Source organism: Borborobacter arsenicus (assembly GCF_003934165.1).
Taxonomy (GTDB): domain Bacteria; phylum Pseudomonadota; class Alphaproteobacteria; order Rhizobiales; family Rhizobiaceae; genus Pseudaminobacter; species Pseudaminobacter arsenicus.
The window spans coordinates 42,318-64,130 of the sequence record NZ_RKST01000019.1; the positions used below are offsets into that span (position 1 = coordinate 42,318).

The 21,813-nt window shown below is 61.8% G+C and carries 20 protein-coding genes; 8 read left to right on the forward strand and 12 right to left on the reverse strand.

Features of this window, described 5'->3' with window-relative positions; translation table 11 throughout:
• Positions 1 to 36: 36 nt before the first annotated feature.
• The 8 genes from purF to rpsF all read right to left on the reverse strand — a co-directional run bounded on the left by purF (position 37) and on the right by rpsF (position 8,272).
• Positions 37 to 1,503 (reverse strand): amidophosphoribosyltransferase, encoded by a 1,467-nt coding sequence (gene purF / locus EET67_RS19650; protein WP_128627914.1) that lies wholly within the window; start codon positions 1,501 to 1,503, stop codon positions 37 to 39.
• 57 nt (positions 1,504 to 1,560) lie between these two features.
• Entirely contained in the window at positions 1,561 to 2,163 is a 603-nt protein-coding gene (locus tag EET67_RS19655; RefSeq protein WP_128627915.1) for a CvpA family protein, read from the reverse strand.
• 38 nt (positions 2,164 to 2,201) lie between these two features.
• The gene (radA, locus tag EET67_RS19660; protein WP_128627916.1) at positions 2,202 to 3,599 is read right to left on the reverse strand and encodes a DNA repair protein RadA; all 1,398 of its coding nucleotides are present in this window, start codon (positions 3,597 to 3,599) and stop codon (positions 2,202 to 2,204) included.
• A gap of 44 nt (positions 3,600 to 3,643) precedes the next feature.
• A complete protein-coding gene (locus tag EET67_RS19665) occupies positions 3,644 to 5,134 on the reverse strand; it encodes a replicative DNA helicase (RefSeq protein ID WP_128627917.1) in 1,491 nt (496 codons plus the stop codon).
• A gap of 207 nt (positions 5,135 to 5,341) precedes the next feature.
• Positions 5,342 to 6,637 carry a cyclopropane fatty acid synthase gene (locus EET67_RS19670; protein WP_128627918.1) on the reverse strand — a complete coding sequence of 432 codons (1,296 nt, stop codon included), beginning with the start codon at positions 6,635 to 6,637 and terminating at the stop codon, positions 5,342 to 5,344.
• Positions 6,638 to 6,790: 153 nt separating this feature from the next.
• Complete coding sequence (gene rplI / locus EET67_RS19675; RefSeq protein WP_128627919.1) at positions 6,791 to 7,366, reverse strand: 50S ribosomal protein L9; 576 nt, start codon at positions 7,364 to 7,366, stop codon at positions 6,791 to 6,793.
• A gap of 220 nt (positions 7,367 to 7,586) precedes the next feature.
• Positions 7,587 to 7,835, reverse strand: coding sequence for a 30S ribosomal protein S18 (gene rpsR, locus EET67_RS19680; RefSeq protein WP_019170551.1), 249 nt, complete (start codon positions 7,833 to 7,835; stop codon positions 7,587 to 7,589).
• Positions 7,835 to 8,272, reverse strand: a complete 438-nt coding sequence (rpsF, locus tag EET67_RS19685; RefSeq protein ID WP_128627920.1) for a 30S ribosomal protein S6 — start codon at positions 8,270 to 8,272, stop codon at positions 7,835 to 7,837. The genes rpsR and rpsF overlap by 1 nt, the downstream gene beginning before the upstream one ends.
• Positions 8,273 to 8,658: 386 nt before the next feature.
• Here rpsF and EET67_RS19690 point away from each other — a divergent pair, with 386 nt between their 5' ends.
• Positions 8,659 to 10,299 carry a TadE/TadG family type IV pilus assembly protein gene (locus EET67_RS19690; protein WP_128627921.1) on the forward strand — a complete coding sequence of 547 codons (1,641 nt, stop codon included), beginning with the start codon at positions 8,659 to 8,661 and terminating at the stop codon, positions 10,297 to 10,299.
• Here EET67_RS19690 and EET67_RS19695 read toward each other — a convergent pair whose 3' ends face one another.
• Positions 10,300 to 12,129: an LTA synthase family protein gene (locus tag EET67_RS19695; RefSeq protein WP_245451076.1), complete on the reverse strand. Its 1,830-nt coding sequence runs from the start codon at positions 12,127 to 12,129 to the stop codon at positions 10,300 to 10,302.
• A 299-nt stretch (positions 12,130 to 12,428) separates the two neighbouring features.
• Between EET67_RS19695 and fabD the strand changes: the two genes are divergently transcribed.
• From fabD to gmk, 7 genes are all read left to right on the forward strand, one after another.
• A complete protein-coding gene (fabD, locus tag EET67_RS19700) occupies positions 12,429 to 13,370 on the forward strand; it encodes an ACP S-malonyltransferase (protein ID WP_128627923.1) in 942 nt (313 codons plus the stop codon).
• Between the two features lie 57 nt (positions 13,371 to 13,427).
• The gene (fabG, locus tag EET67_RS19705; protein WP_128627924.1) at positions 13,428 to 14,165 is read left to right on the forward strand and encodes a 3-oxoacyl-[acyl-carrier-protein] reductase; all 738 of its coding nucleotides are present in this window, start codon (positions 13,428 to 13,430) and stop codon (positions 14,163 to 14,165) included.
• A 196-nt stretch (positions 14,166 to 14,361) separates the two neighbouring features.
• Positions 14,362 to 14,598 carry an acyl carrier protein gene (locus tag EET67_RS19710; RefSeq protein WP_019170544.1) on the forward strand — a complete coding sequence of 79 codons (237 nt, stop codon included), beginning with the start codon at positions 14,362 to 14,364 and terminating at the stop codon, positions 14,596 to 14,598.
• Between the two features lie 37 nt (positions 14,599 to 14,635).
• Positions 14,636 to 15,898: a beta-ketoacyl-ACP synthase II gene (gene fabF, locus EET67_RS19715; RefSeq protein WP_128627925.1), complete on the forward strand. Its 1,263-nt coding sequence runs from the start codon at positions 14,636 to 14,638 to the stop codon at positions 15,896 to 15,898.
• A gap of 155 nt (positions 15,899 to 16,053) precedes the next feature.
• Complete coding sequence (mltG, locus tag EET67_RS19720) at positions 16,054 to 17,244, forward strand: endolytic transglycosylase MltG (RefSeq protein WP_128627926.1); 1,191 nt, start codon at positions 16,054 to 16,056, stop codon at positions 17,242 to 17,244.
• 118 nt (positions 17,245 to 17,362) lie between these two features.
• Positions 17,363 to 18,253 (forward strand): YicC/YloC family endoribonuclease, encoded by an 891-nt coding sequence (locus tag EET67_RS19725; protein WP_128627927.1) that lies wholly within the window; start codon positions 17,363 to 17,365, stop codon positions 18,251 to 18,253.
• A 3-nt stretch (positions 18,254 to 18,256) separates the two neighbouring features.
• Positions 18,257 to 18,910 carry a guanylate kinase gene (gene gmk, locus EET67_RS19730; protein ID WP_128627928.1) on the forward strand — a complete coding sequence of 218 codons (654 nt, stop codon included), beginning with the start codon at positions 18,257 to 18,259 and terminating at the stop codon, positions 18,908 to 18,910.
• A 15-nt stretch (positions 18,911 to 18,925) separates the two neighbouring features.
• Here gmk and rsmA read toward each other — a convergent pair whose 3' ends face one another.
• Genes rsmA through EET67_RS19745 form a run of 3 tightly spaced genes read right to left on the reverse strand, consistent with a single transcriptional unit; the run spans position 18,926 to position 21,718 of the window.
• Positions 18,926 to 19,750, reverse strand: coding sequence for a 16S rRNA (adenine(1518)-N(6)/adenine(1519)-N(6))-dimethyltransferase RsmA (gene rsmA, locus EET67_RS19735; protein ID WP_128627929.1), 825 nt, complete (start codon positions 19,748 to 19,750; stop codon positions 18,926 to 18,928).
• A complete protein-coding gene (gene pdxA / locus EET67_RS19740; protein WP_128627930.1) occupies positions 19,747 to 20,775 on the reverse strand; it encodes a 4-hydroxythreonine-4-phosphate dehydrogenase PdxA in 1,029 nt (342 codons plus the stop codon). Before pdxA ends, rsmA begins: the two co-directional genes overlap by 4 nt.
• 4 nt (positions 20,776 to 20,779) lie before the next feature.
• Complete coding sequence (locus tag EET67_RS19745) at positions 20,780 to 21,718, reverse strand: peptidylprolyl isomerase (protein WP_128627931.1); 939 nt, start codon at positions 21,716 to 21,718, stop codon at positions 20,780 to 20,782.
• Positions 21,719 to 21,813 lie beyond the last annotated feature (95 nt).

Sequence of the window (21,813 nt, forward strand, 5' to 3'; positions counted from 1 at the left end):
CAGACCCAAACCTGAATTTTGAATTGAACCTAACGCCTATGTTCCGCTCGACGCCAGTAGCGAAAGGGTGCGGACATTGTCGGCCCCTTCATGGTCCAGAAGTCGGGTCGGATAGTCGGTGGTGAAGCAGGCATCGCAAAATTGCGGCTGGTCGTTCTCGCGCCTTGCCTCACCGACCGCGCGGTAGAGCCCGTCGATCGACAGGAAACCGAGCGAATCGACACGGATAAATTCCGCCATGTCCTCGATAGACATGCGCGAGGCCAGCAGCTTGGTGGTTTCCGGCGTATCGACGCCGTAGAAGCAGGAGGAGCGCGTCGGCGGGGAGGCGATGCGCATATGCACCTCCCTTGCGCCGGCATCGCGCACCATCTGCACGATCTTCTGGCTGGTGGTGCCGCGCACGATGGAATCGTCCACCAGCACCACGCGCTTGCCCTCGATCATGCGGCGATTGGCATTGTGCTTGAGCTTGACGCCCATATGGCGGATCGAATCGGTCGGCTGGATGAAGGTGCGGCCGACATAGTGGTTGCGGATGATGCCGAGCTCGAAGGGCAGGCCCGCTTGCTGGGCAAAGCCGATGGCTGCCGGGGTGCCGCTGTCGGGCACCGGAACGACGATATCGGCCTCGACCGGATTTTCCAGCGCCAGCTCCATGCCGATACGCTTGCGCACATCATAGACGTTGCGGCCTTCGACGGAGGAGTCCGGGCGGGCGAAATAGACATATTCGAAGATGCAGAAGCGCGGCTTCTGCGGCTCGAACGGGAAGATGCTCTCGATGCCCTTGGGTGTTACGATGATCATTTCGCCCGGCTTGACGTCGCGCACGAAGCGCGCGCCGATAATGTCGAGGGCAACCGTTTCGGATGCCAGGATCCAGGCGCCGTCGAGATCGCCCAGCACCAACGGGCGGATGCCGAGCGGGTCGCGGCAGCCGATCATCTTCTTGGACGTTAGCGCCACCAGCGAGAACGCGCCTTCGAGCGCACGCACCGCCTCGATGAAGCGACTGTTGACATCCTTCTCGCGGCTGGTGGCGACCAGATGCAGGATGGTCTCGGTGTCGGAGGTGGAAGAGAAGATCGCGCCTTGCTTCTGCAGCGTGCGCTGGACAGTCATGGCATTGGTGATGTTGCCGTTATGGGCAATGGCGAACCCACCATCGGCAAGTTCGGCAAAGAGCGGCTGCACATTGCGCAGGCCCGAGCCGCCTGTGGTGGCATAGCGCGTATGGCCGATGGCGCGGTTGCCCTTGAGGCTGTCGAGCACGCGCGGCTTGGTGAAGGTATCGCCAATCAGCCCGACATGGCGTTCGACATGGAACTGGCTGCCATCATAGGAGACGATGCCGGCCGCTTCCTGGCCGCGATGTTGGAGCGCGTGCAGGCCGAGCGTGACGATTGCCGCAGCATCCTGCCGGCCGAAAATGCCGAACACACCGCATTCGTCGTGGAAATGATCGTCGGCCTCACCTTGGAGGACGTCTGCATGTGCCATGGGGCGCACTCTCATCAGAAAGCCATCATATAGGGCAGCAGAAAGCCGTGCGCCATATCAATTGTCCGCTGGAGCCTCTTCGGACGGTGGCGTCTCGGCTGGTGGTGTCGTGGTTTCGGCCGGCGGTGCCTCACCCGTTTCGGGCACCTGATCCGGCTGCAACCGCTTCAGGATCGAGTTTTCGGGATCGTCCGGCAGCATGCTTTCAAGTTTTGCGCCGATGCTTTCGAGCAGTGGCTTGGATTTGGCTTCCGCGATCCAGGCCGGCGGATTGGAGCCGACCAGCCAGTTGAAGAACAGAAGGCCCACGGCCACGACAAGGATGCCGCGTGCCGCGCCATAGAGAAAGCCGAGCGTGCGGTCGAGCGCGCCGACACGGCTATCGATGATGAAATCGGCGATCTTCATGGTGATGACCGTCACCACGATGAGCGCGACGATGAAGACAATCGCCGCCGCAGCACCCATCGCCAGCTTCTCATTGTCGATATAGGGCTGCACATAGGGCAGCACGGCCGGGTAGAAGAAATAGGCAGCAATTGCCGCCGCAACCCATGACGCGATTGAAAGCACCTCGCGTGAGAAGCCGCGCACCATGGCAAGCATCGCCGAAACGAGGGTGAAGCCGACGAGAATTCCGTCAAGCAGCGTAATCGGCATGTCGTTCCCACTCCATCATGACGCCTGCGATGGTCCGGTCAGTCGTCTGCGTTCCGGCGCAGCGATCCCGCAATCCGCACCACAAGATCGGTGAGCGTCGCCGGCTGAAACGCACGGGACCCGATGCCCCCGGATATTTCCTCGCTGCCCTTGGGCAGAACCGCCTCTCCAAAACCCAGCTTTTCGGCTTCCTTGAGACGCTGCTGCGCATGCGCAACCGGCCTTATGGCGCCTGAAAGGCTGATTTCGCCGAAATAGACGCAATCTGCCGGAAGGGCAAGACCGGTAAGCGACGAAACCAGGGCCGCCGCGACCGCGAGATCGGCCGCCGGTTCGGAAATGCGGTAGCCGCCGGCGACGTTGAGATAGACATCGTGGGTGGCAAAGCGCACGCCGCAATGGGCCTCCAGCACCGCAAGCACCATGGCAAGGCGCGGGCTGTCCCAGCCGACGACGGCGCGGCGCGGCGTGCCCAGCGGCGAGGGCGCGACCAGCGCCTGGATCTCGACCAGGACCGGGCGCGTGCCCTCCATGCCGGCAAAAACGGCAGCCCCCGGCGATTTGGCATGGCGCTCGCCGAGGAACAATTCGGATGGGTTGGACACTTCGCGCAGGCCCTTGTCCGACATCTCGAACACGCCGATCTCGTCGGTCGGGCCGAAGCGGTTCTTGACCGTGCGCAGGATGCGGTAGTGATGGCCGCCTTCGCCTTCGAAATAGAGCACGCCGTCGACCATGTGCTCGACCACGCGGGGGCCGGCGATCTGCCCTTCCTTGGTGACATGGCCGACCAGCACGATGGCCGCACCGGTGGATTTGGCGTAGCGGATCAGCGCCTGCGCCGAGGAACGGACCTGGGTGACCGTGCCCGGCGCCGATTCGGCCATGTCGGTCCATAGCGTCTGGATCGAATCGAGGATGACGAGGTCGGGCCGCTTGCCTTCGGCAATGGTTGCCAGAATGTCCTCTACATTGGTTTCGGCAGCAAGCTCCACCGCCGAATCGGCAACGCCGAGCCGCTGGGCGCGCAGCCTGATCTGGGCTACCGCCTCTTCGCCTGAGACATAGACGATGCGGTGGCCCTTGCCGGCAAGGGCGGCCGCGGCCTGGGTGAGCAGGGTCGATTTACCGATGCCCGGATCGCCGCCGACCAGCAGGGCCGAGCCGCGCACGAAGCCGCCGCCGGTGGCACGGTCAAGCTCGCCGATTCCGCTGGCGATGCGCGGCGCATCCTCGATCTCGCCCGACAGGGTGGTCAGCGTGACCGGGCGGCCCTTGCGGGCGCTGCGCATTGCCGCCGGCCCGCTGCCGATGCCGCCCGAGGTGCCTTCCTCGATCAGCGTGTTCCATTCGCCGCAGGCGTCGCATTTGCCGGCCCAGCGCGTGTGGACCGTGCCGCAATTCTGGCAGATGAACTGGGTGCGGGTTTTAGCCATGACCGGCAGGCCAGAGGAGGGTGGATATCACAGGCACGTCCAGCCTACTCGAACCGTTCAGGCAAATGATGCTCTTCGGCGAGATCGGAGAAGCGGGTGAATTCGCCGGTAAAGGCGAGCGAGACAGTGCCAGTGGGGCCATGGCGCTGCTTGGCGATGATGACCTCGGCCTTGCCGCGGGCATCGTTCATTTCGCCTTCCCACTTGAGATATTCCTCGGTGCCGGGCTTCGGCTCCTTGTTCTTGAGATAATATTCCTCGCGATAGACGAAGATCACCACGTCGGCGTCCTGCTCGATCGAGCCCGATTCGCGCAGGTCGGAAAGTTGCGGGCGCTTGTCGTCGCGGCTTTCGACCTGACGCGAGAGCTGCGACAGGGCGATGATCGGCACGCCAAGCTCCTTGGCGAGCGCCTTCAGTCCGGTCGTGATCTCGGTGATTTCCTGAACGCGGTTCTGCGAGGCCTTGGCGGAGGAGCCTTGCATGAGCTGGATATAGTCGATGACCAGCACGTCGAGTCCGCGCTGGCGCTTCAGGCGGCGGGCCCGTGCGGCAAGCTGGGCAATCGAGATACCGCCGGTTGAATCGATGAAGAGCGGGATTTTCTGCATCGTCTGCGAACAGGCGACCAGCTTTTCGAAATCCGCCTCGGTGATGTCGCCGCGGCGGATCTTGGAGGAGGGGATTTCAGTCTGCTCGGAAATGATGCGCGTGGCGAGCTGTTCGGACGACATTTCAAGCGAGAAAAAGCCGATGACACCGCCATTGGCCGCCTTGAACGAACCGTCGGCCTGTTGCGCCGGCTCATAGGCATGGGCGATGTTGAAGGCGATGTTGGTGGCAAGCGAGGTCTTGCCCATGCCCGGACGCCCCGCCAGCACGATCAGGTCGGAAGGCTGCAGGCCACCCATGCGCCGGTCGAGGTCGCGCAGGCCGGTGGCGATGCCGGAGAGGTGTCCGTCGCGCATATAGGCGGCGTTGGCCATGTCCACGGCGGTCTTGACCGCGTCGTTGAAGCTCTCGAAGCCGCCATCGTAGCGGCCGGTTTCGGCCAGTTCGAACAGCCGCCGCTCGGCATCCTCGATCTGTTCCTGCGGCGCCATGTCGACCGGGGCGTCATAGGCGATGTTGACCATGTCCTCGCCGACCGTGATCAGCGCGCGCCGCGTGGCAAGGTCGTAGATGGCGCGGCCATAGTCGGCGGCGTTGATAATGGTGACGGCTTCGGCGGCCAGCCGGGCGAGATATTGGGCGACCGTCATGTCGCCGACCTTCTCGTCGGCCGGCAGGAAGGTCTTCAGCGTGATGGGATTGGCCATCTTGCCCATGCGGATGAGTTCGCCCGCAACCTCGAAGATCTTGCGGTGCAGCGGCTCGTAGAAATGTGCCGGCTTGAGGAAATCCGAAACGCGGTAGAAGGCGTCGTTGTTGACGAGCACCGCGCCCAGCAAGGCCTGTTCAGCCTCGATATTGTTCGGCGCCTCGCGATAGAGCGGTGTTTCGGCCACGCCGAATTTTCGTGCTGCCTCTGCCATTCTTTCCCCGATGTTCAGCCCCGGACCTCGGTACCAGAAGCCGCCGGCGCCCGCTCGACAAATACCGGGTTTTCCCTCTTGTGCCCGCGATTCACAGACGACCGGAAAAATCCGTCTCGATGCCAGAATCAGATTGACGCGAATCAGTACGGGAGTTTAGCGCAGGCCGCGCGGAACAAAACAGGAAAATCCTGTCATGCTCCGCGTTTACTGGCCTTTCTCGGCAACGCGCCGCTTAGGCGCCGGTTCGCCGGAAGAATCGTCCGGCTTGTGGGCGGCCTCGTGCAAGGCCAGCGCCTTCTCGCATTTGCCGATATAGTCGCGGGTGAGCGGCACGGTGTCGTTGCGGCGCGTGAGCTGCACCTGGAAGACAATCAGGTCCTGCCAGCGGAACGCAGCCTCCGAGCCGGCAAGGTAAAATTCCCACATGCGGCAGAAGCGCTCGTCATAGATTTCCTTGGCGCGCTCACGATTGGCCATGAAGCGCTGGCGCCAGTTCTTCAGGGTCTCGGCATAGTGCAGCCGCAGGATCTCGATGTCGGCCACCATCAGCCCCGATTTCTCGATGACGGGCAGCACTTCCGACAGCGCCGGTATGTAGCCGCCGGGGAAGATATATTTGCGGATAAAGGCATTGGTGGCAAAGGGCGGGCCGCTGCGGCCGATGGAATGCAGCACCATGACGCCATCTGGCTTGAGCAATTGCGCGCATTTTTCGAAGAATGTGCGGTAGTGGTTGACGCCGACATGCTCGAACATGCCGACCGACACGATGCGGTCGAAGCGCTCTGTCAGATCGCGATAGTCGCGCAGTTCGAAATGGGCGTGGTTGTCCAGGCCGTCTTCGCGGGCCCGTTCGGTCGCAACCGCAAGCTGTTCGGTCGACAGCGTGACGCCGAGAACCTCGGCATCGAAATTTCGCGCCAGATAAAGGCCCAGACCGCCCCAGCCGCAACCGATGTCGAGCACGTTCTGGCCCGGTTTCATGCAAAGCTTGGAAGCGATATGGCGCTTCTTGGCCAGTTGCGCCTCGTCGAGCGTCATGTCTGGTCGCTCGAAATAGGCGCAGGAATATTGCATGTCCTGATCGAGGAACAGCTTGTAGATTTCACCCGACAGATCGTAGTGACGCTGGACATTGCGCTTGGAGCGGCTTGCCGTGTTGAGCTGGTGGAAGCGCCGGAAGGCATGACGCAGGCCTTCCACCGCCTTGGTCCAGGCAGCTTCGATGGTGCCGCTCGGCCCCATATTCTCGAAGGCTATTCGCAGCACACCCAATATGTCGCCCTCGACCACATCGAAATCGCCTTCCATGAAGGCTTCCGGCAGTGCCAGCATCGGATCGAGCGCGATGGCGCGTTCGGCATGCTTTGTCTTGACGACGACATGGACGTGCTCGCCGCTGCCATCACCAAACCTGTAAGTGGCGCCGGTGGGGCCGGTGACGGAGAGGTTGCCTGTTATGACCAGGCGTTCGACGACACGCTGCAAAAATCTGTTCACGGCGATGCACCCGCTTTTTTACGAGAAGGTCCACCCCTATTGTGCGTCAAAGCGTCACAAACACAATAGTTCCAGTTTGTACAAAAAAACCCGGGCAAAATGCCCGGGTCTTGGTCCAGTTCACCGAAGATGTATCGGCGCGTAGAACTGTGATCAGATTTCCTCGCCTTCTTCGGCATTCGGGTCGAAGAAATTCTCTGGGCGGGCATTCTCATTGATGTCCTCGCCATAGATGGCTTCGGCAGAATCGAGCTTCTCGCCGGCTGCCTGGCGCTCTGCCTCGTCGGCGGTGCGGGCGATGTTGAGCGTGATGGTGACCTCGACTTCCGGATGCAGCGCGATCGCTACATTGGTGAGGCCGATGGTCTTGATCGGGTGGTTCAGTTCGACCTGGTTGCGATCGACCGAGAAGCCTTCGGCTGAGATGATGTCGGCGATGTCGCGGGTCGAAACGGAACCGTAGAGCTGGCCGGTCTCGCCGGCCGAGCGCACGACGACGAAGTTCATGCCGTCGAGCTTTTCGGCAACCTTCTCAGCTTCCGACTTGCGCTCCAGGTTGCGTGCCTCGAGCTGGGCGCGCTGGCCCTCGAACTTCTTCTTGTTGGCTTCATTGGCGCGCAGCGCCTTGCCCTGCGGCAAGAGGAAGTTGCGGGCAAAGCCGTCCTTGACGCGGACGGTGTCGCCCATCTGGCCGAGGCGGGAAATACGTTCCAGAAGAATGACTTCCATGATTCTGATCTCCTTTATGTCGCACAATTGCGAAGAGCCAGGCAGGAAGCTGAAGGTCGGCGCGTTGCGCCTCGGTCGCTGTCCTGCCGGCTGGCAGTTAGGGAAGCGGACAAGCCGGTTCCCAACCCGGGGATTTTTATTCTGCTTCCCGAAGCCGCGCCCGTCGCGGCGGGGAAGATGCGGGCGGCTTACCGCCCGCAGTTCGGTCGCGTGGCGACCCTTATTTCACCACATAGGGCAGCAGGCCGAGGAAGCGCGCGCGCTTGATCGCCTTGGCGAGTTCGCGCTGCTTCTTCTGGCTGACGGCCGTGATGCGCGACGGCACGATCTTGCCGCGCTCGGAAATGTAGCGCTGCAGCAGACGCACGTCCTTGTAGTCGATCTTGGGCGCGTTGGCGCCGGAGAACGGGCAGGTCTTGCGGCGACGATGGAAAGGGCGCCGCGTCGGAATCTGATTGATGTCGACCATTATTCTGCTCCCTCAACGCCTTCGCGCGGGCGGCGCGGGCCGCGGTCGCCCCGGTCACCACGATCACGATCTCCGAAGCCACGGCCCGGACGATCGCCACGATCACTGCGCTCTTCGCGCTTCTGCATCATGGCCGACGCGCCTTCCTCGTGAGCCTCGACCTTGACGGTCAGGAAGCGCAGGACGTCTTCCGACAGGCCCATCTGGCGCTCCATTTCATTGAGCGCTTCGGGCGGGCAGGTCAGGTCCATCAGCGTGTAGTAAGCCTTGCGGTTCTTCTTCACGCGATAGGTGAGGGACTTCAATCCCCAGTTCTCGACCCGGCCGACAGACCCGCCATGAGAGGTGATGACACCCTTGTACTGTTCGACAAGAGCATCGACCTGCTGCTGCGAGAGGTCTTGCCGGGCAAGAAACACATGTTCGTATAGAGCCATTGTTTTCGTGCCTTTCTTCATTTCCCTGTCGGTTCCCGGCGGCTAAAGCCTCTGCAACTTCTCTTGACCTGCATGGCAGGGAAGAAAGGAGCGTAACGAGACGGTCGAGAGCGGAGACACGGGAAGCGGAAACCCATCTGGCTTCACAACGGATGCTTTCACATTGAAAGCCTCCGGCCCTCCGTTCAGCCCCCAGCTGGGACCGGCAGATTGCGGGCGTCTATACAGGTTTTTGCGACGGATGCAAGGCGGTCATTCGATGCCTGCATATCGCGAACGCATTCTTAACCCTTTTGCGAATGAAGCCGGCGGAATGCGGCTGCATTCAACAAAATTTCACCTTGCCCGCGCCAGATTACGTCAAACGGGCAATCACGGGGGTTGTGATGCTGATCCAGCGTTTCTGGCATTCGCGAAGCGGCAATTTCGCCATGATGTTCGCGATTTCGTTTCCTGCTGTCCTCGCCGGGGTTGGCCTGGCCCTTGATGTCGCCAATCTGATCGCCGCCAAATCGAACCTTCAGAACGCGCTGGATTCGGCGGTTCTGGCCGCTTCACGGCTTCAGGATGCATCATCTTCCCGACAGGATGCATTTGACGGATTCTTTGCGGCCAACATTGCCGGCAACCACTATCTTGAGAACGCGGAAGCCGAGTTCGCGGTTGACCCGGGCATCAACTCCATCAGAACGACAGCTACCGCCCACGCCGACGTATCTTTGAACTTTGCCTTCATTTTCGGCCAGAGTGCGCGCGTCACGGCGACGGCCAGCGCTTATGAATCGACCGCGCGGCTGGAGGTCGCGCTGGTGCTCGACAATACCGGTTCGATGGAAGCCACCAATATGCAGGCGCTGAGGGAGGCTGCAACCGACCTGATCGCGACATTGGAAGAAGAAAAAACCAAGAATCCAGATCGTGAAATCCGAGCCGCGCTCGTTCCGTTCGTCACCGCTGTGAATATCAAAGGCGTGGGGTTCAAGGAAGAATGGATCGATAAGCGCAAGGTCGTACCAGAGGACGATTCTAGCCTGAACGGGGTAAATTTCGAGCTTGAGGACGGAAGCCGGGTCGGCCACTGGGAACTGTTCACACGGCTTAAAGAGAAGGCCGGAGTCAACGTCGAGTGGAAAGGCTGTGTGGAGGCGCGCCCGGCGCGCTACAATGCCGACTACACGCCTAAGATGGGCGTTACTCCAAACCTTGACGATACGCAGCCCAACCCATTGAAGCCCGAAACGATGTTTGTGCCGTACTTTGCGCCGGATGAGCCGGGAAAGGCCCAACAGGCGCTGAACGACGGAAACAAACTGAATAATAGCTATCTGGAAGACCCATACGACGCGAGTGACAAAAAGCAAAACAACGCGGACAATCTTCTGGCGATGCAGAGGTCACTCACCAAGTATAGCAAGAGCAGCATCCGGAATGTAATCGGAGACAACACTTTCAGGACCACAGGCCCGAACTATGCCTGTCCGACGCCGATCGTGCCGCTGACGACGGATCTAACCACGCTCAAGACAGAAATAGCTAAGATGATCTACTGGCAGGGTTCCGGTACCAACGTTGCGGAGGGGGTGGCATGGGGCATGCGCGTGCTTTCGCCAGGCGAACCCTATACGCAAGGCCACCCCTTCGATGCCAAGGAGACGACCAAGGTTGTGGTGGTCTTCACCGATGGCGAAAACAATGTCTTTGGAGCGAAAGACGCTCTCATCAACAAATCGGACTATGGTTCCTACGGATACGTCAAGGACGGCTACAAGAGAATGGGGACGGATGACCGGGGGATCGCCCTGTCCAACGTCAACAAGCTGACGCTCGCCGCATGCAACCAGTTGAAGGATAATGACGTCCGGGTGTTTACCGTGGTGCTGAAGGCGGTCACCGCGACCAATCGGGACCTGTACACGGCCTGTGCCACGAACCCGACGGACTATTATCCGACCAAGGATGCGACCGAGTTGAAGGCCGCATTCAAGAAGATCAGCTACTCGATCTCGCAGCTCTATGTGACGAACTGATCAGGTCGTGCCGGGAGCTTCCTTTGGTGTTGGGAAGAAGGTTTTCTTGCCGTGGCGCTTGCCGAAGATCATGTCATATTGCAGCAGGCGGAAGTCGCGGATAACCGGATCGATCGTCTTGGCGCGTGACCAGTTCGGTGTCGCCTCGTCTGCCGGCGACACCAGCATGTTGCGGTCGATGACGCGGTAGCGCTCGCTGATCTCACCGAGGAAGCCGGTATAATAAGGGTGGCTGATGCCGGCCGCCTTGAGCACATGCAGCGGCAGCAGGGCCGGGCTGATCGAGCCCAGATCCGTCACCGGACCGCTGCGGTTCGACCAGATGACCAGCGGTGTCTCATGCTGGGCGCTCATTTCCGGCAAGGGCGCCTTGCGGCTGGCGACATTGTCCTTCATGAAGCCGGTTTCGACATAGGCTGGCCCCAACGGTGGCAGATGGTCTCCGAACATGGCAATGACCGTGGGCCGCTCCCGCTGCCTTGCCCATTCGAGCAATCGCGCAAGGCTCTTGTCGCCGTCTGCAACGCCCTCGGTGTAGCTCAGGATTGCCCCTTGTGACTCTGCGCTTGGGGCTCCCGACACCTCATGCATGGTGTCGATATAGCGATTGGCAGCGTAAGGGCCATGGTTCTGCAGCGTGACGGCAAACAGGAAGAACGGCTGCGCGATAGCGTCGGCCTCGCGAATGATCTCGTCGGTCAGCGCCATGTCGGACGCAAGCGGCCCGCGTGCAGCCAGCGGCGGCAGGTTTTCCACCGACATGAACCGTTCGAAGCCGAAGGCCTCGTAGACCGGCGCGCGGTTCCAGAACCAACCCTCGAAGGGATGGAAGGCCCGCGTGGCATAGCCCTCGCTCTTCAGGAAGGTTGCAAGCGACGGCAGCGAGCGGCGCACATATTGCTGATAGGGAATGCTGCCATAGGGCAGGAATGCGTTGGAAAAGCCCGTCAGCGCCTCGAACTCGACATTGGCGGTCATGCCGCCGAATTCCGGCGAGAAGATATGACCGGACTGGATCGCCCGAACTGTAGGGATGGGATCGGGCGTAATGGTGACACCCGGCAGCAATGTCGGGTCCCAGAAGGATTCGTTCATGACGATGATGATGTCAGGCCGCTCGGCAGGCAGGACCGGCAGCGCCGTGTGCGGCTGCGCGATGGCCTCGATGGCCTTGGCCGAATAGCCTTGAGGGGCCGACACCTTGGCCATCGGCACATTGAGCGCGAAGGCGATGGCAAAGCCGTTGCTGTCGTAATTCTCCTTCTGGTCCCACATCATCGGGATGATCTGGAGCCGGTCGCGCGCCCAGGAGAACGTCGCGTAGTCCATGATCGAGCCGAAGAAGACCAGTGCCGGCAGCGCCAAGGCCAGGCGGGCGGCTCGGGCGCGCCATGAAAGCGCGGGGATGTGCCTGCGCCAGAATTTCCAGGCCATGACCAAAAGGACGAGGGAAGCAACCGCACCGGCAAGGGTCGCCACTGCCATCAGCGGGCGCTGTCCTACCAGCAGAGGCGCCAGTTCCAGGATCTGGCGTGCATATAGAAAGTCCGTCGGATAGAGCGGGTCGCCGAGATAGTGCGATTTCTGGTGGCCGATGAAGGCCAGCAGCAGAGCGAGCGGTGCCACCAGAAGCAAGGCGTGGTAGGCGCGGCCAAGCAGGGCGTCGAGGAAGATCAGCAGAAATGCGAACAGAAGAACCGTGGTCCAGCCGGGACGGAACGGCTGCTGGAAGAAGAGCAGCGTCTGCGAGAGCGATCCGCGCACGATCAGTTCGACGGCAAAGACCAGCAGGGCTGAAATCAGTAGTGTGAGCGCAACGGTACCGCCGATCCGTGCTGCCGAAAACGCACGGCTGCGCCCGGCCGCTGCCGCATCATTTGTGGAATCGCCCTGCAAAGGCTCAAACAGACTTGCCAACTCACGAACCTCGAACGCGAAACAAAACTGTCATCCCACTGTCACCGAACTGTCACAAAATCTAGCGTCTGTGTTCAAATTGAGAAGGGGAGCCGGGCTTCGCGCTCATTTTTGAAAACAATGGCTACGTTCGGTGTTGATACCGGACGGCCTTGACTTTGACGCCTTCCTCGCGTCACACGCGACGTCGAGAAACAATCCGGGAGCCGTTCATGGCCATCGCATTTACCTTTCCGGGGCAGGGAAGCCAGGCTATTGGCATGGGCAAGGACCTTGCCGAGGCCTTCCCGCAAGCGCGCGCGGTGTTCGAGGAAGTCGACGAAGCGCTTGGCGAGAAGCTGTCATCTGTCATTTGGGAGGGGCCGGAAGACGCCCTGACGCTGACTGCCAATGCGCAGCCGGCGCTGATGGCCGTCTCCATGGCCGCGATCCGCGCGCTGGAGGCGAGCGGCCTGGCGTTGAAGGACAAGGTTTCCTATGTCGCCGGCCATTCGCTCGGCGAATATTCGGCGCTTGCCGCGGCAGGCATGTTTTCCATCGGCGATGCCGCAAGGCTGCTTCGTATCCGCGGCAATGCCATGCAGGCGGCGGTGCCGGTGGGCGAGGGCGCAATGGCAGCCATCATCGGGCTGGAGCAGGCCGATGTAGAGGCGGCCTGCGCCGAGGCCGCCCATGGATCGGTCTGCCAGATCGCCAATGACAACGGCGGCGGCCAGTTCGTGATTTCGGGCGCCAAGGCAGCGGTCGAACTTGCGGCAACGCTTTGCACGCAAAAGGGCGCCAAGCGCGCGCTGATGTTGCAGGTTTCGGCTCCCTTCCACTCCGCGCTGATGGGGCCGGCGGCCGACGCCATGCGCGAGGCGCTGGCCGGCGTGAAGAAGAATGTGCCGCTGGTGCCGGTGGTCTCCAATGTCTCGGTGAGCCCGTCCAGCGACCCGGACGAGATCGCCGCGCGGTTGGTCGAGCAGGTGACGGGACGGGTGCGCTGGCGCGAGACCATCGACTGGTTTGGCGCCAATGGTGTTACCGCGCTTTATGAAATAGGCGCCGGCAAGGTGCTGTCGGGGCTGGCGCGGCGCATCAATAAGGAAATCGCGACGACGGCGGTCGGCACTCCCGCGGATGTCGAAGCAACTGTCGCAGCGCTGGCCTGAGGAATAAACTCGACCCCACCCATTTGAAGGGTGTGCTCTAAGAAGCGGAGTTCAAACATGTTCGATCTGACCGGCCGCAAGGCGCTCGTCACCGGAGCTACCGGCGGCATTGGCGAGGAGATCGCCCGCGCGCTCCACAGGCAGGGCGCAACCGTCGGCCTGCATGGCACCCGTGCCGAGAAGCTGGAAGCGCTGGCCGCCGAACTCGGCGAGCGGGTGAAGCTGTTCCCGGCCAATCTGTCGGACCGCGACGAGGTCAAGGCGCTTGGCCAGAAGGCAGAAGCCGAACTCGAGGGCGTCGATATCCTGGTCAATAATGCCGGCATCACCAAGGACGGGCTTTTCGTGCGCATGTCGGATGCGGATTGGGATGCCGTGCTGGAGGTCAATCTGACGGCGGTGTTCCGCCTGACGCGCGAACTGACCCATCCGATGATGCGCCGCCGCAATGGCCGCATCATCAATATCAGTTCGGTGGTGGGCGTCACCGGAAATCCCGGCCAGACGAATTACTGCGCCTCCAAGGCCGGCCTGATCGGCTTTTCCAAGTCGCTCGCGCAAGAGATCGCCACCCGTAACGTGACGGTCAATTGCGTTGCGCCGGGCTTCATCGAATCAGCCATGACCGACAAGCTCAACGACAAGCAGAAGGAGGCGATCATGGCCGCGATTCCCGCCAGGCGCATGGGAACAGGCGCCGAAGTCGCCTCGGCGGTGGTGTATCTTGCCTCTGACGAAGCCGCCTATGTCACCGGCCAGACCATTCATGTGAACGGCGGCATGGCGATGATCTGAATACGCCATCCACGACGGTGGATGAGGCGTTTTCCGCATTGGACGCGCGCAGCTTTTCGTGTAATGCCGCCCTTGAGACGGGGCTGGCGAGGGAATTGCCGCTGCCGTTCGGTTCCTCAAAGGAACATCTTTCAGCTTGATTAGCGGCATTCGTGCGGCTAACGAAGACGAACAAACAAAGGACGAGGATGCCCACATGAGTGACACCGCAGAGCGCGTCAAGAAGATCGTTGTCGAACATCTCGGCGTCGAAGCCGACAAGGTAACGGAAGCAGCGAGCTTCATCGATGACCTGGGCGCGGACAGCCTTGACACGGTTGAACTCGTCATGGCGTTCGAAGAAGAGTTCGGTGTGGAAATCCCCGACGATGCGGCCGAGACGATCCTGACCGTCGGCGATGCCGTGAAATATATCGACAAGGCCTCGGCCTGACGCTTTCGCCGGCAGTCAGTAGACCGGGAGTACCTTTATGAGGCGTGTCGTCGTAACCGGCATGGGCCTGCTCTCGCCATTTGGCGTGGGCGTGGAACATGGGTGGAAGCAGCTTCTGACCGGCCGCAGCGCGGCCAGAAGGGTCACGGAGTTCGAGGCCGAAGACCTCGCCTGCAAGATCGCCCATGTGATCCCGCGCGGCGACGGCAGCGACGGCACCTTCAATCCCGAGGCCTATCTGGAGCCGAAGGAACTGCGCAAGATCGGCGACTTCATCCTTTACGGGATCGCGGCCGCCGACGAGGCGTTGAAGGATTCCGGCTGGGAGCCGAAGACGCCCGAGGAGCAATATGCCACCGGGGTGATGATCGGTTCAGGCATCGGCGGCATCGAGGGTATCGCGGAAAATGCGCTGGTTTTGCATGAACGCGGACCTCGTCGCATCACGCCCTTCTTCATTCCCGGCAACATCATCAACCTGGTTTCAGGCCAGGTGTCGATCCGGCACGGGCTGAAAGGCCCGAACCATTCGGTCGTCACCGCCTGTTCGACCGGGGCGCACGCAATCGGCGATGCCGCACGGCTGATCATATTCGGCGATGCCGATGTCATGCTGGCCGGTGGCGCGGAATCGCCGGTGACGCGCCTGTCGCTGGCCGGGTTTGCCGCCTGCAAGGCGCTCTCGACAGGGCGCAACGAGACACCGCAAAAGGCGTCCCGCCCCTATGACCGCGACCGTGACGGCTTCGTCATGGGCGAGGGCGCGGGCGTGGTCGTGCTTGAAGAACTCGAGCACGCCAAGGCGCGTGGCGCGAAAATCTATGCCGAAGTGACCGGCTACGGTCTGACCGGCGATGCCTATCACATCACCGCGCCATCACCGGACGGGGAAGGCGCCTTCCGCTGCATGCAGGCCGCGCTCAAGCGTGCAAACCTGTCTCCGGCCGATATCGACTATATCAACGCCCACGGCACCTCGACCATGGCCGACACGCTGGAGCTCGGCGCGGTCGAAAGGCTGGTTGGGGATGCTGCATCGAAGATTTCCATGTCTTCGACCAAATCGTCCATCGGCCACCTTCTGGGGGCCGCAGGTGCCGCCGAAGCGATCTTCTCGATCCTGGCCATTCGCGACAACATCGCGCCGCCGACAATCAATCTCGACAATCCTGAACGGGAAACGGCCATCGACCTGGTGCCGCACAAGCCGCGTCAGCGCCGGATCGACGTTGCGCTCTCGAATTCCTTCGGATTTGGCGGCACCAACGCATCGCTGGTCTTCCAGCGCTACAATGGCTGAGTTCGCGGCCGGGTTCGAATTTCGTCGCGAATTTTGCCTTATTCGTGCCTAGGGTCCCCCAAAGGGGGATTCATCAATGCGATCGGCCGGAACCGCAAGATCCTGTCCTGGCCGTTCGGCGGGGATGATACTCGCAAGAGCAATATTGAGGCGCCATGAACACCAATCCGGCAGAAGGGGAATTCGGCGAGCGCTCCCAGGCGCCGAAGCCTATCGTGCCGAAGACCGCCAGCGAAGCGCTGCGGCCGGAGGCAGGCACGCCGCCGCCGCCGCGAACCCGTTCGCGAGCGTCGCGCAACCAGTTCATTGTATTCATGAATTTCCTCCTGTCGGTGGTCATGCTCATCGTGCTGGCGGCGGGTGCGGCGGTTTATTTCGGCAAGCGTGAATTCGAGGGCGCGGGTCCGGCCAGGACGGCCACGACCTTCCTGGTCAAGCCGAACACCGGCGTTCAGGAAATCGCCGAACAGCTCGAACGGCGCGCCCTGATCAGCGATGCGCGCATCTTCCGTCTCGGCGTGCGCGCCCACGGCAATGATTCGGCACTGAAGGCCGGCGAATACGAGATCAAGCCGGAAGCTTCGATGCGCGACATCATGGAGCTTCTCAAGAGCGGCAAGTCGGTGATGTATTCGCTGACGATTCCGGAAGGATTGACGGTCGAGCAGGCATTCCAGCGCATTGCCGAACAGGAGGCGCTGACCGGCGACCTGCCGCAGACGCTACCGCCCGAGGGCAGCCTTGCGGCAGATACGCAGCGTTTCACCCGTGGCGCCACGCGCCAGCAGATCATCGACAAGATGCTGGCGCATCAAAAGGAACTGGTCGAGGAGATCTGGTCGCGGCGCGTGCCTGACCTGCCATTGGCCAATATCGAGGAATTCGTCATTCTGGCGTCGATCGTGGAAAAGGAAACCGGACGCGGCGACGAGCGTTCGCGGGTCGCTGCCGTCTTCCTCAACCGGTTGAAGAAGAACATGCGGCTGCAGTCCGACCCGACCATTCTATATGGGCTGTTCGGCGGCAAGGGCAGGCCCTCAGATCGCCCGATCTATCAGTCCGACATCGAAAAGCCGACGCCCTACAACACCTATGTCATCAACGGCCTGCCGCCGACGCCGATCGCCAATCCAGGCAAGGCAGCGCTGGAAGCGGTCGCCAACCCGTCGCAGACCAACGATCTTTACTTCGTCGCGGATGGCACCGGCGGGCACGTCTTTGCCCAGACGCTGGAAGAGCATAACCAGAATGTCGCGCGTTGGCGGGCCATCCGTAAGAAGCAGGCCGATGAAGCCGCAAAGGCCGGCGAAGGCGGCGCGGCAGAAGAGACGGCACCGAAGCAATAGCGGATCGGACCCGACCAAGGGACCAGGTTCAAGACAATGCGGCATGGAGATCTCCGCAATGGTAAGGCGTAATCCGCCGTTTGCCGTGGCGCGAGGTGGCAATCAGATAGGGGCGCCGATGACTTTGCAAAGCATGACGGGCTTTTCGCGGGCCACGGCGGAGCATGACGGTGCGGCCATTGCCTGGGAAGTGAAGTCGGTCAACGGCAAGGCCGTGGACACCCGGCTCCGGTTGCCGCAGGGCTGCGAAAGGCTGGAACAGCCGGTGCGCCAGGCCGTGCAACGCCGCTTCTCGCGCGGCAGCATCCAGGCATCGCTGACCATCGGCCGGACTGCCGGGACGATGGTGCAGCCCGTGGTCAATGAGGCGTTTTTGAAGGATCTGGCAGGGCTTGCCCAGCGGCTTCAGGAACAGTTCGGCGTCGCACCGGCAAGCGCTGACGGCCTGCTTGCCCTACGCGGCGTTCTCGACGTGCCGGAAACCCTGGAAACCGAGGAGGTGCGCGCTGCTTTCGATGTGGCTGTCCTGGCTGCGCTGGACAAGGCGCTGGCCGGTCTTGAACAGGCGCGCCAGGCCGAAGGGGAGGCATTGCGCGGGCTGCTAGCTGGCCACGTCGATGCGATCGAGGCGCTGACCTTGCGGGCCGAAGCCGACAAGTCGCGCGACCCGGCGGTCATCCGCGCCAGGCTCGCCGAGCAGGTCGCCCTGCTGATGGATGCTGCGGCCAATCTCGATGAAACCCGCCTGCATCAGGAAGCTGCTTTCCTTGCCACCAAGGCAGATATCCGCGAAGAGATCGACCGGCTGAAAACCCACGTCGCCTCGGCACGAACGCTGTTGTCCGGCACCGGGCCGATCGGGCGCAAGCTCGATTTTCTGGCGCAGGAATTCAACCGCGAATCGAATACTTTGTGCTCGAAATCGAACGCTGCGAGCGTGACTGCCACCGGGCTGGAATTGAAGGCCGTGGTGGATCAGTTTCGTGAGCAGGTTCAAAATCTGGAGTAGCGTATGAGCGCGCAGACATCGTCAACCGCAATCCGGCGGCGTGGCCTTATGCTGGTCTTGTCTTCCCCCTCCGGGGCGGGCAAGTCGACCATTGCGCGCAATCTGCTCGAGAACGATCACGAACTCAGCCTGTCGGTAAGTGTCACCACGCGGCCACGCCGCGGCAGCGAAATCGACGGTGTGCATTATCGCTTCATCACGCCGCGCGAATTCGACGGCATGCGCGAATCGGACGCCTTGCTGGAATGGGCTGAGGTTCACGGCAATTTCTACGCTACCCCGCGCGAACCGGTGGAGGCGGCGATGGCCGACGGCCGCGACATGCTGTTCGATATCGACTGGCAAGGTGCGCTTCAGCTCAAGGACAAGATGCGAGCCGACATCGTCTCGATCTTCATCCTGCCGCCCTCGATGAAGGAACTGAAAGCTAGGCTCAAGCGCCGGGCGGAAGATTCGGACGAGGTGATCGAAAAGCGCCTGCAGAATGCGCGAGTCGAGATCGAGCATTGGCGTGATTACGACCATGTCGTCATCAATCACGACCTCGACCGCGCTTATAGCGATGTCCGCGCCATCGTAACCGCCGAACGGCTGCGGCGCGACCGCCGACCCGGCCTGTTCGATTTCGTTTCCGGCCTGCTGGACGAGAAGATATAGGGCTGATCGAAGACCCTACACAGCGTTGGCCAGCGCCACGAATTCGGCGATATCGAGCGTTTCGGCCCGGCGGGTGCCGTCGATGCCAGTTGTCTCCAGGAGGCGCGCACCCTCGATGCCCTTGAGGCTCTGGCGCAGCATCTTGCGGCGCTGGCCGAAGGCGGCTTCGGTGACACGGCCGAGGGTACGAACGTCAGCGGGCAGCGGCTGTTCTCGGGGGATGAGATGCACCACTGAGGACGTGACCTTTGGCGGCGGCGTGAAAGCCTGTGGCGGCACGTCGAAGGCGATCCTTGCTTCTGTGCGCCAGCCGGCCAGAACGCCCAACCGTCCATAGGCATCGCTTCCAGGCAAAGCCACGATGCGCTGGGCAACCTCGCGCTGGAACATCAGCGTCATGGAGCGGTAGAAGGGCGGCCAGTCGGCAACGGTCAGCCAGCGCAGCAGCAGTTCGGTGCCGATATTGTAGGGCAGGTTGGCAACAATCTTTGTCGGTTTGCCGCCAGCAATGGCTGGAAAATCGGTCTTGAGCGCATCGCCGGGTATGACTTCCAGGCGGCCGGGATAGTGTGCGGAAACCTCGGCCAGCGCCGCCAGGCAACGTTCGTCGCGCTCGATGGCAACCACGCGCGCAGCCCCATTCGCCAGCAATGCGCGGGTCAGCCCGCCGGGCCCAGGCCCTACCTCGATGACGGTCACGTCGCTCAGGTCACCGGCGGCGCGGGCAATCTTGCCGGTAAGATTGAGATCGAGCAGGAAGTTCTGGCCAAGCGACTTCTTCGCCTGAAGCTCATGGCGCGCGATCACCTCGCGCAGCGGCGGCAATCCGTCGAGGCTCACGCAGAAGCGTCCTGCGTGTCGGCGAGTTGCCGGGCAAGCTTGAGCGCAGCGATCAAACTGTCCGGTCGCGCAATACCTTTGCCGGCAATGTCGAAGGCGGTGCCGTGATCTGGCGAGGTGCGAATGAAAGGCAGGCCGAGTGTGACATTCACGGCCTCGTCGAAGGCCAGCGCCTTGGCCGGAATCAGCGCCTGATCGTGATACATGCACAAGGCGACATCATAGCCGGCGCGCGCGCGGGCGTGAAACAGCGTGTCGGCGGGCAGGGGACCGAAAGCATTGATGCCTTCGGCTCGCAACTGATCTACTGCCGGCCGTACGATTGTCTCGTCTTCTTTGCCCATTGCGCCGCCTTCGCCCGCATGGGGATTGAGCCCGGTTATGGCGAGCCGCGGGTCTGCGATCCCGAAGCGGCTGCGCAGATCATGCGCCGTGATGCGCGCGGTGCGCAGGATCATCTCGGTGGTCAGCGTTCCCGGCACTCGCGCTAGCGGGATATGTATCGTCACCGGTACGGTGCGCAATTCAGGCCCGGCCAGCAACATGACCGGGGTAATCTCCCGGCCGACCTTCTGCCCGGCGAGATGGGCGAGATATTCGGTGTGGCCAGGGAAACGGAAGCCGGCATCATAAAGCGGCTTTTTGGCGATCGGGCACGTGACGAGCGCAGCCGCAGTTCCTGAAAACACATCTGCGACCGCGCGGTCGATTGCCTCGATGACACCGGCCGCATTGTCGGAAGTCGGCACGCCGATGCTGTCGGTGAAGCGTGAAGCCAGAGGAACGACCGGCAAGGCGCGCGCAAAGACCTTCGCAGCCTCCGCAGGTGTCGTTTCTTCGACAGGGATGTCGACGCCGAGATGCCGCGCCCGCGCAGACATCAGAGCCGGATCGGTGAGGAGATAAAAGGGGGCAATTCCGGTCGCGGCTCGTGAGTTCCACGCTGCCATGGCAATCTCCGGCCCGATGCCGGATGGATCACCCGCCGTCACCGCAAGAGCCGCCGCTTCCTCCGCCCCAGCCATGGCGTTAGCGTTCGACGATGCGAGCTTTTTCCCGCAATTCGGCGATGTATCGCTTGCTCATCGCTTCGGCTTGCTCATCCTTGTTGCCTTCCGACTGGAACACCATCTTGGCGACCTTGTCGTCGGAAACCTCGCGGGCACTGCAAATGCCGATGAACTCGATGCCGCGATCGGTCTGGCGAACAGGGGTCGCGCCGCCGGTCTTGGTCTTCTTGATCTGGTCGGCCCATTCGGCGGGCAGTTCAGGCGCCAGCACCCGGCCGAGGTCGCGAACGGTCACGTCGAGCAGGCCCTTGGCGAATTGGCGCGTGCTTTCGCAGCCGCTGAAGCGTGCACGCATTGCCTCGGCCTCGCGTTTGCGCTTGCCGATGTTTCCACGTTCCTTGGCCGGAACGACGAAAATAACCTGCTGCAGCATGTATTCGGTTGCCGAGGGCTTGCTGCCGCCCTGCTCGAGCATGCGCCGCACCACGTCCTGTTCGCTCATCGTGCCGCCCTGGGAACGGTAGCGGGAGGAAAGCGCCTGGTTCCAGCTCATCTGCGCACGGATGAAGTCCTTGAAGTGCTCAGCGGTGACTCCGGCTTGCGAAAGGGCGCCGGTCAACTGCTTGGTCGACATCTTGTTGGAACTGGCAAAGCGCGCGAAGGCATCTTCGACCTGCTGGTCCGAGACATTGATGCCCAGCCGTTTTGTTTCGGCGACCCGCAATGTCTGCTCGATCATCTCATCGGCGGCGAGCTTGTTTAGATTGCCCTTGCGGTGCTGCAATTTCATGAAGGCAGCGCGACGCTGTATGTCGTAGGTCGTGATCGGGACATTGTTGACGACATATTTGATCTCGCTCGCCTGGGCAGGCGAGATGGACACCGCTGCGGGAATGGCGCTTGCAGCGACCAGCAGGGCAAAGCTCGTCGAGAAAAGATATTTCCTGATCGAAGACATGCCAATCGATCCTTGTTTCCGGCGTTTTTGCTGAGTGGATATGCCCGTCAATGCCGATCCTATGCGGCGAAACGATGACCTGCGACCACCATCAG

Coding starts and splice junctions, on each gene's coding strand:
- EET67_RS19745 (WP_128627931.1), bottom strand. CDS start 21,718: ATGTCTTCGATCAGGAAATATCTTTTCTCGACGAGCTTTGCCCTGCTG.
- EET67_RS19655 (WP_128627915.1), bottom strand. CDS start 2,163: ATGCCGATTACGCTGCTTGACGGAATTCTCGTCGGCTTCACCCTCGTT.
- rpsF (WP_128627920.1), bottom strand. CDS start 8,272: ATGGCTCTATACGAACATGTGTTTCTTGCCCGGCAAGACCTCTCGCAG.
- fabG (WP_128627924.1), top strand. CDS start 13,428: ATGTTCGATCTGACCGGCCGCAAGGCGCTCGTCACCGGAGCTACCGGC.
- EET67_RS19690 (WP_128627921.1), top strand. CDS start 8,659: ATGCTGATCCAGCGTTTCTGGCATTCGCGAAGCGGCAATTTCGCCATG.
- rpsR (WP_019170551.1), bottom strand. CDS start 7,835: ATGGTCGACATCAATCAGATTCCGACGCGGCGCCCTTTCCATCGTCGC.
- fabF (WP_128627925.1), top strand. CDS start 14,636: ATGAGGCGTGTCGTCGTAACCGGCATGGGCCTGCTCTCGCCATTTGGC.
- gmk (WP_128627928.1), top strand. CDS start 18,257: ATGAGCGCGCAGACATCGTCAACCGCAATCCGGCGGCGTGGCCTTATG.
- purF (WP_128627914.1), bottom strand. CDS start 1,503: ATGGCACATGCAGACGTCCTCCAAGGTGAGGCCGACGATCATTTCCAC.
- EET67_RS19710 (WP_019170544.1), top strand. CDS start 14,362: ATGAGTGACACCGCAGAGCGCGTCAAGAAGATCGTTGTCGAACATCTC.
- EET67_RS19725 (WP_128627927.1), top strand. CDS start 17,363: ATGACTTTGCAAAGCATGACGGGCTTTTCGCGGGCCACGGCGGAGCAT.
- radA (WP_128627916.1), bottom strand. CDS start 3,599: ATGGCTAAAACCCGCACCCAGTTCATCTGCCAGAATTGCGGCACGGTC.
- rplI (WP_128627919.1), bottom strand. CDS start 7,366: ATGGAAGTCATTCTTCTGGAACGTATTTCCCGCCTCGGCCAGATGGGC.
- mltG (WP_128627926.1), top strand. CDS start 16,054: ATGAACACCAATCCGGCAGAAGGGGAATTCGGCGAGCGCTCCCAGGCG.
- pdxA (WP_128627930.1), bottom strand. CDS start 20,775: ATGGCTGGGGCGGAGGAAGCGGCGGCTCTTGCGGTGACGGCGGGTGAT.
- fabD (WP_128627923.1), top strand. CDS start 12,429: ATGGCCATCGCATTTACCTTTCCGGGGCAGGGAAGCCAGGCTATTGGC.
- EET67_RS19665 (WP_128627917.1), bottom strand. CDS start 5,134: ATGGCAGAGGCAGCACGAAAATTCGGCGTGGCCGAAACACCGCTCTAT.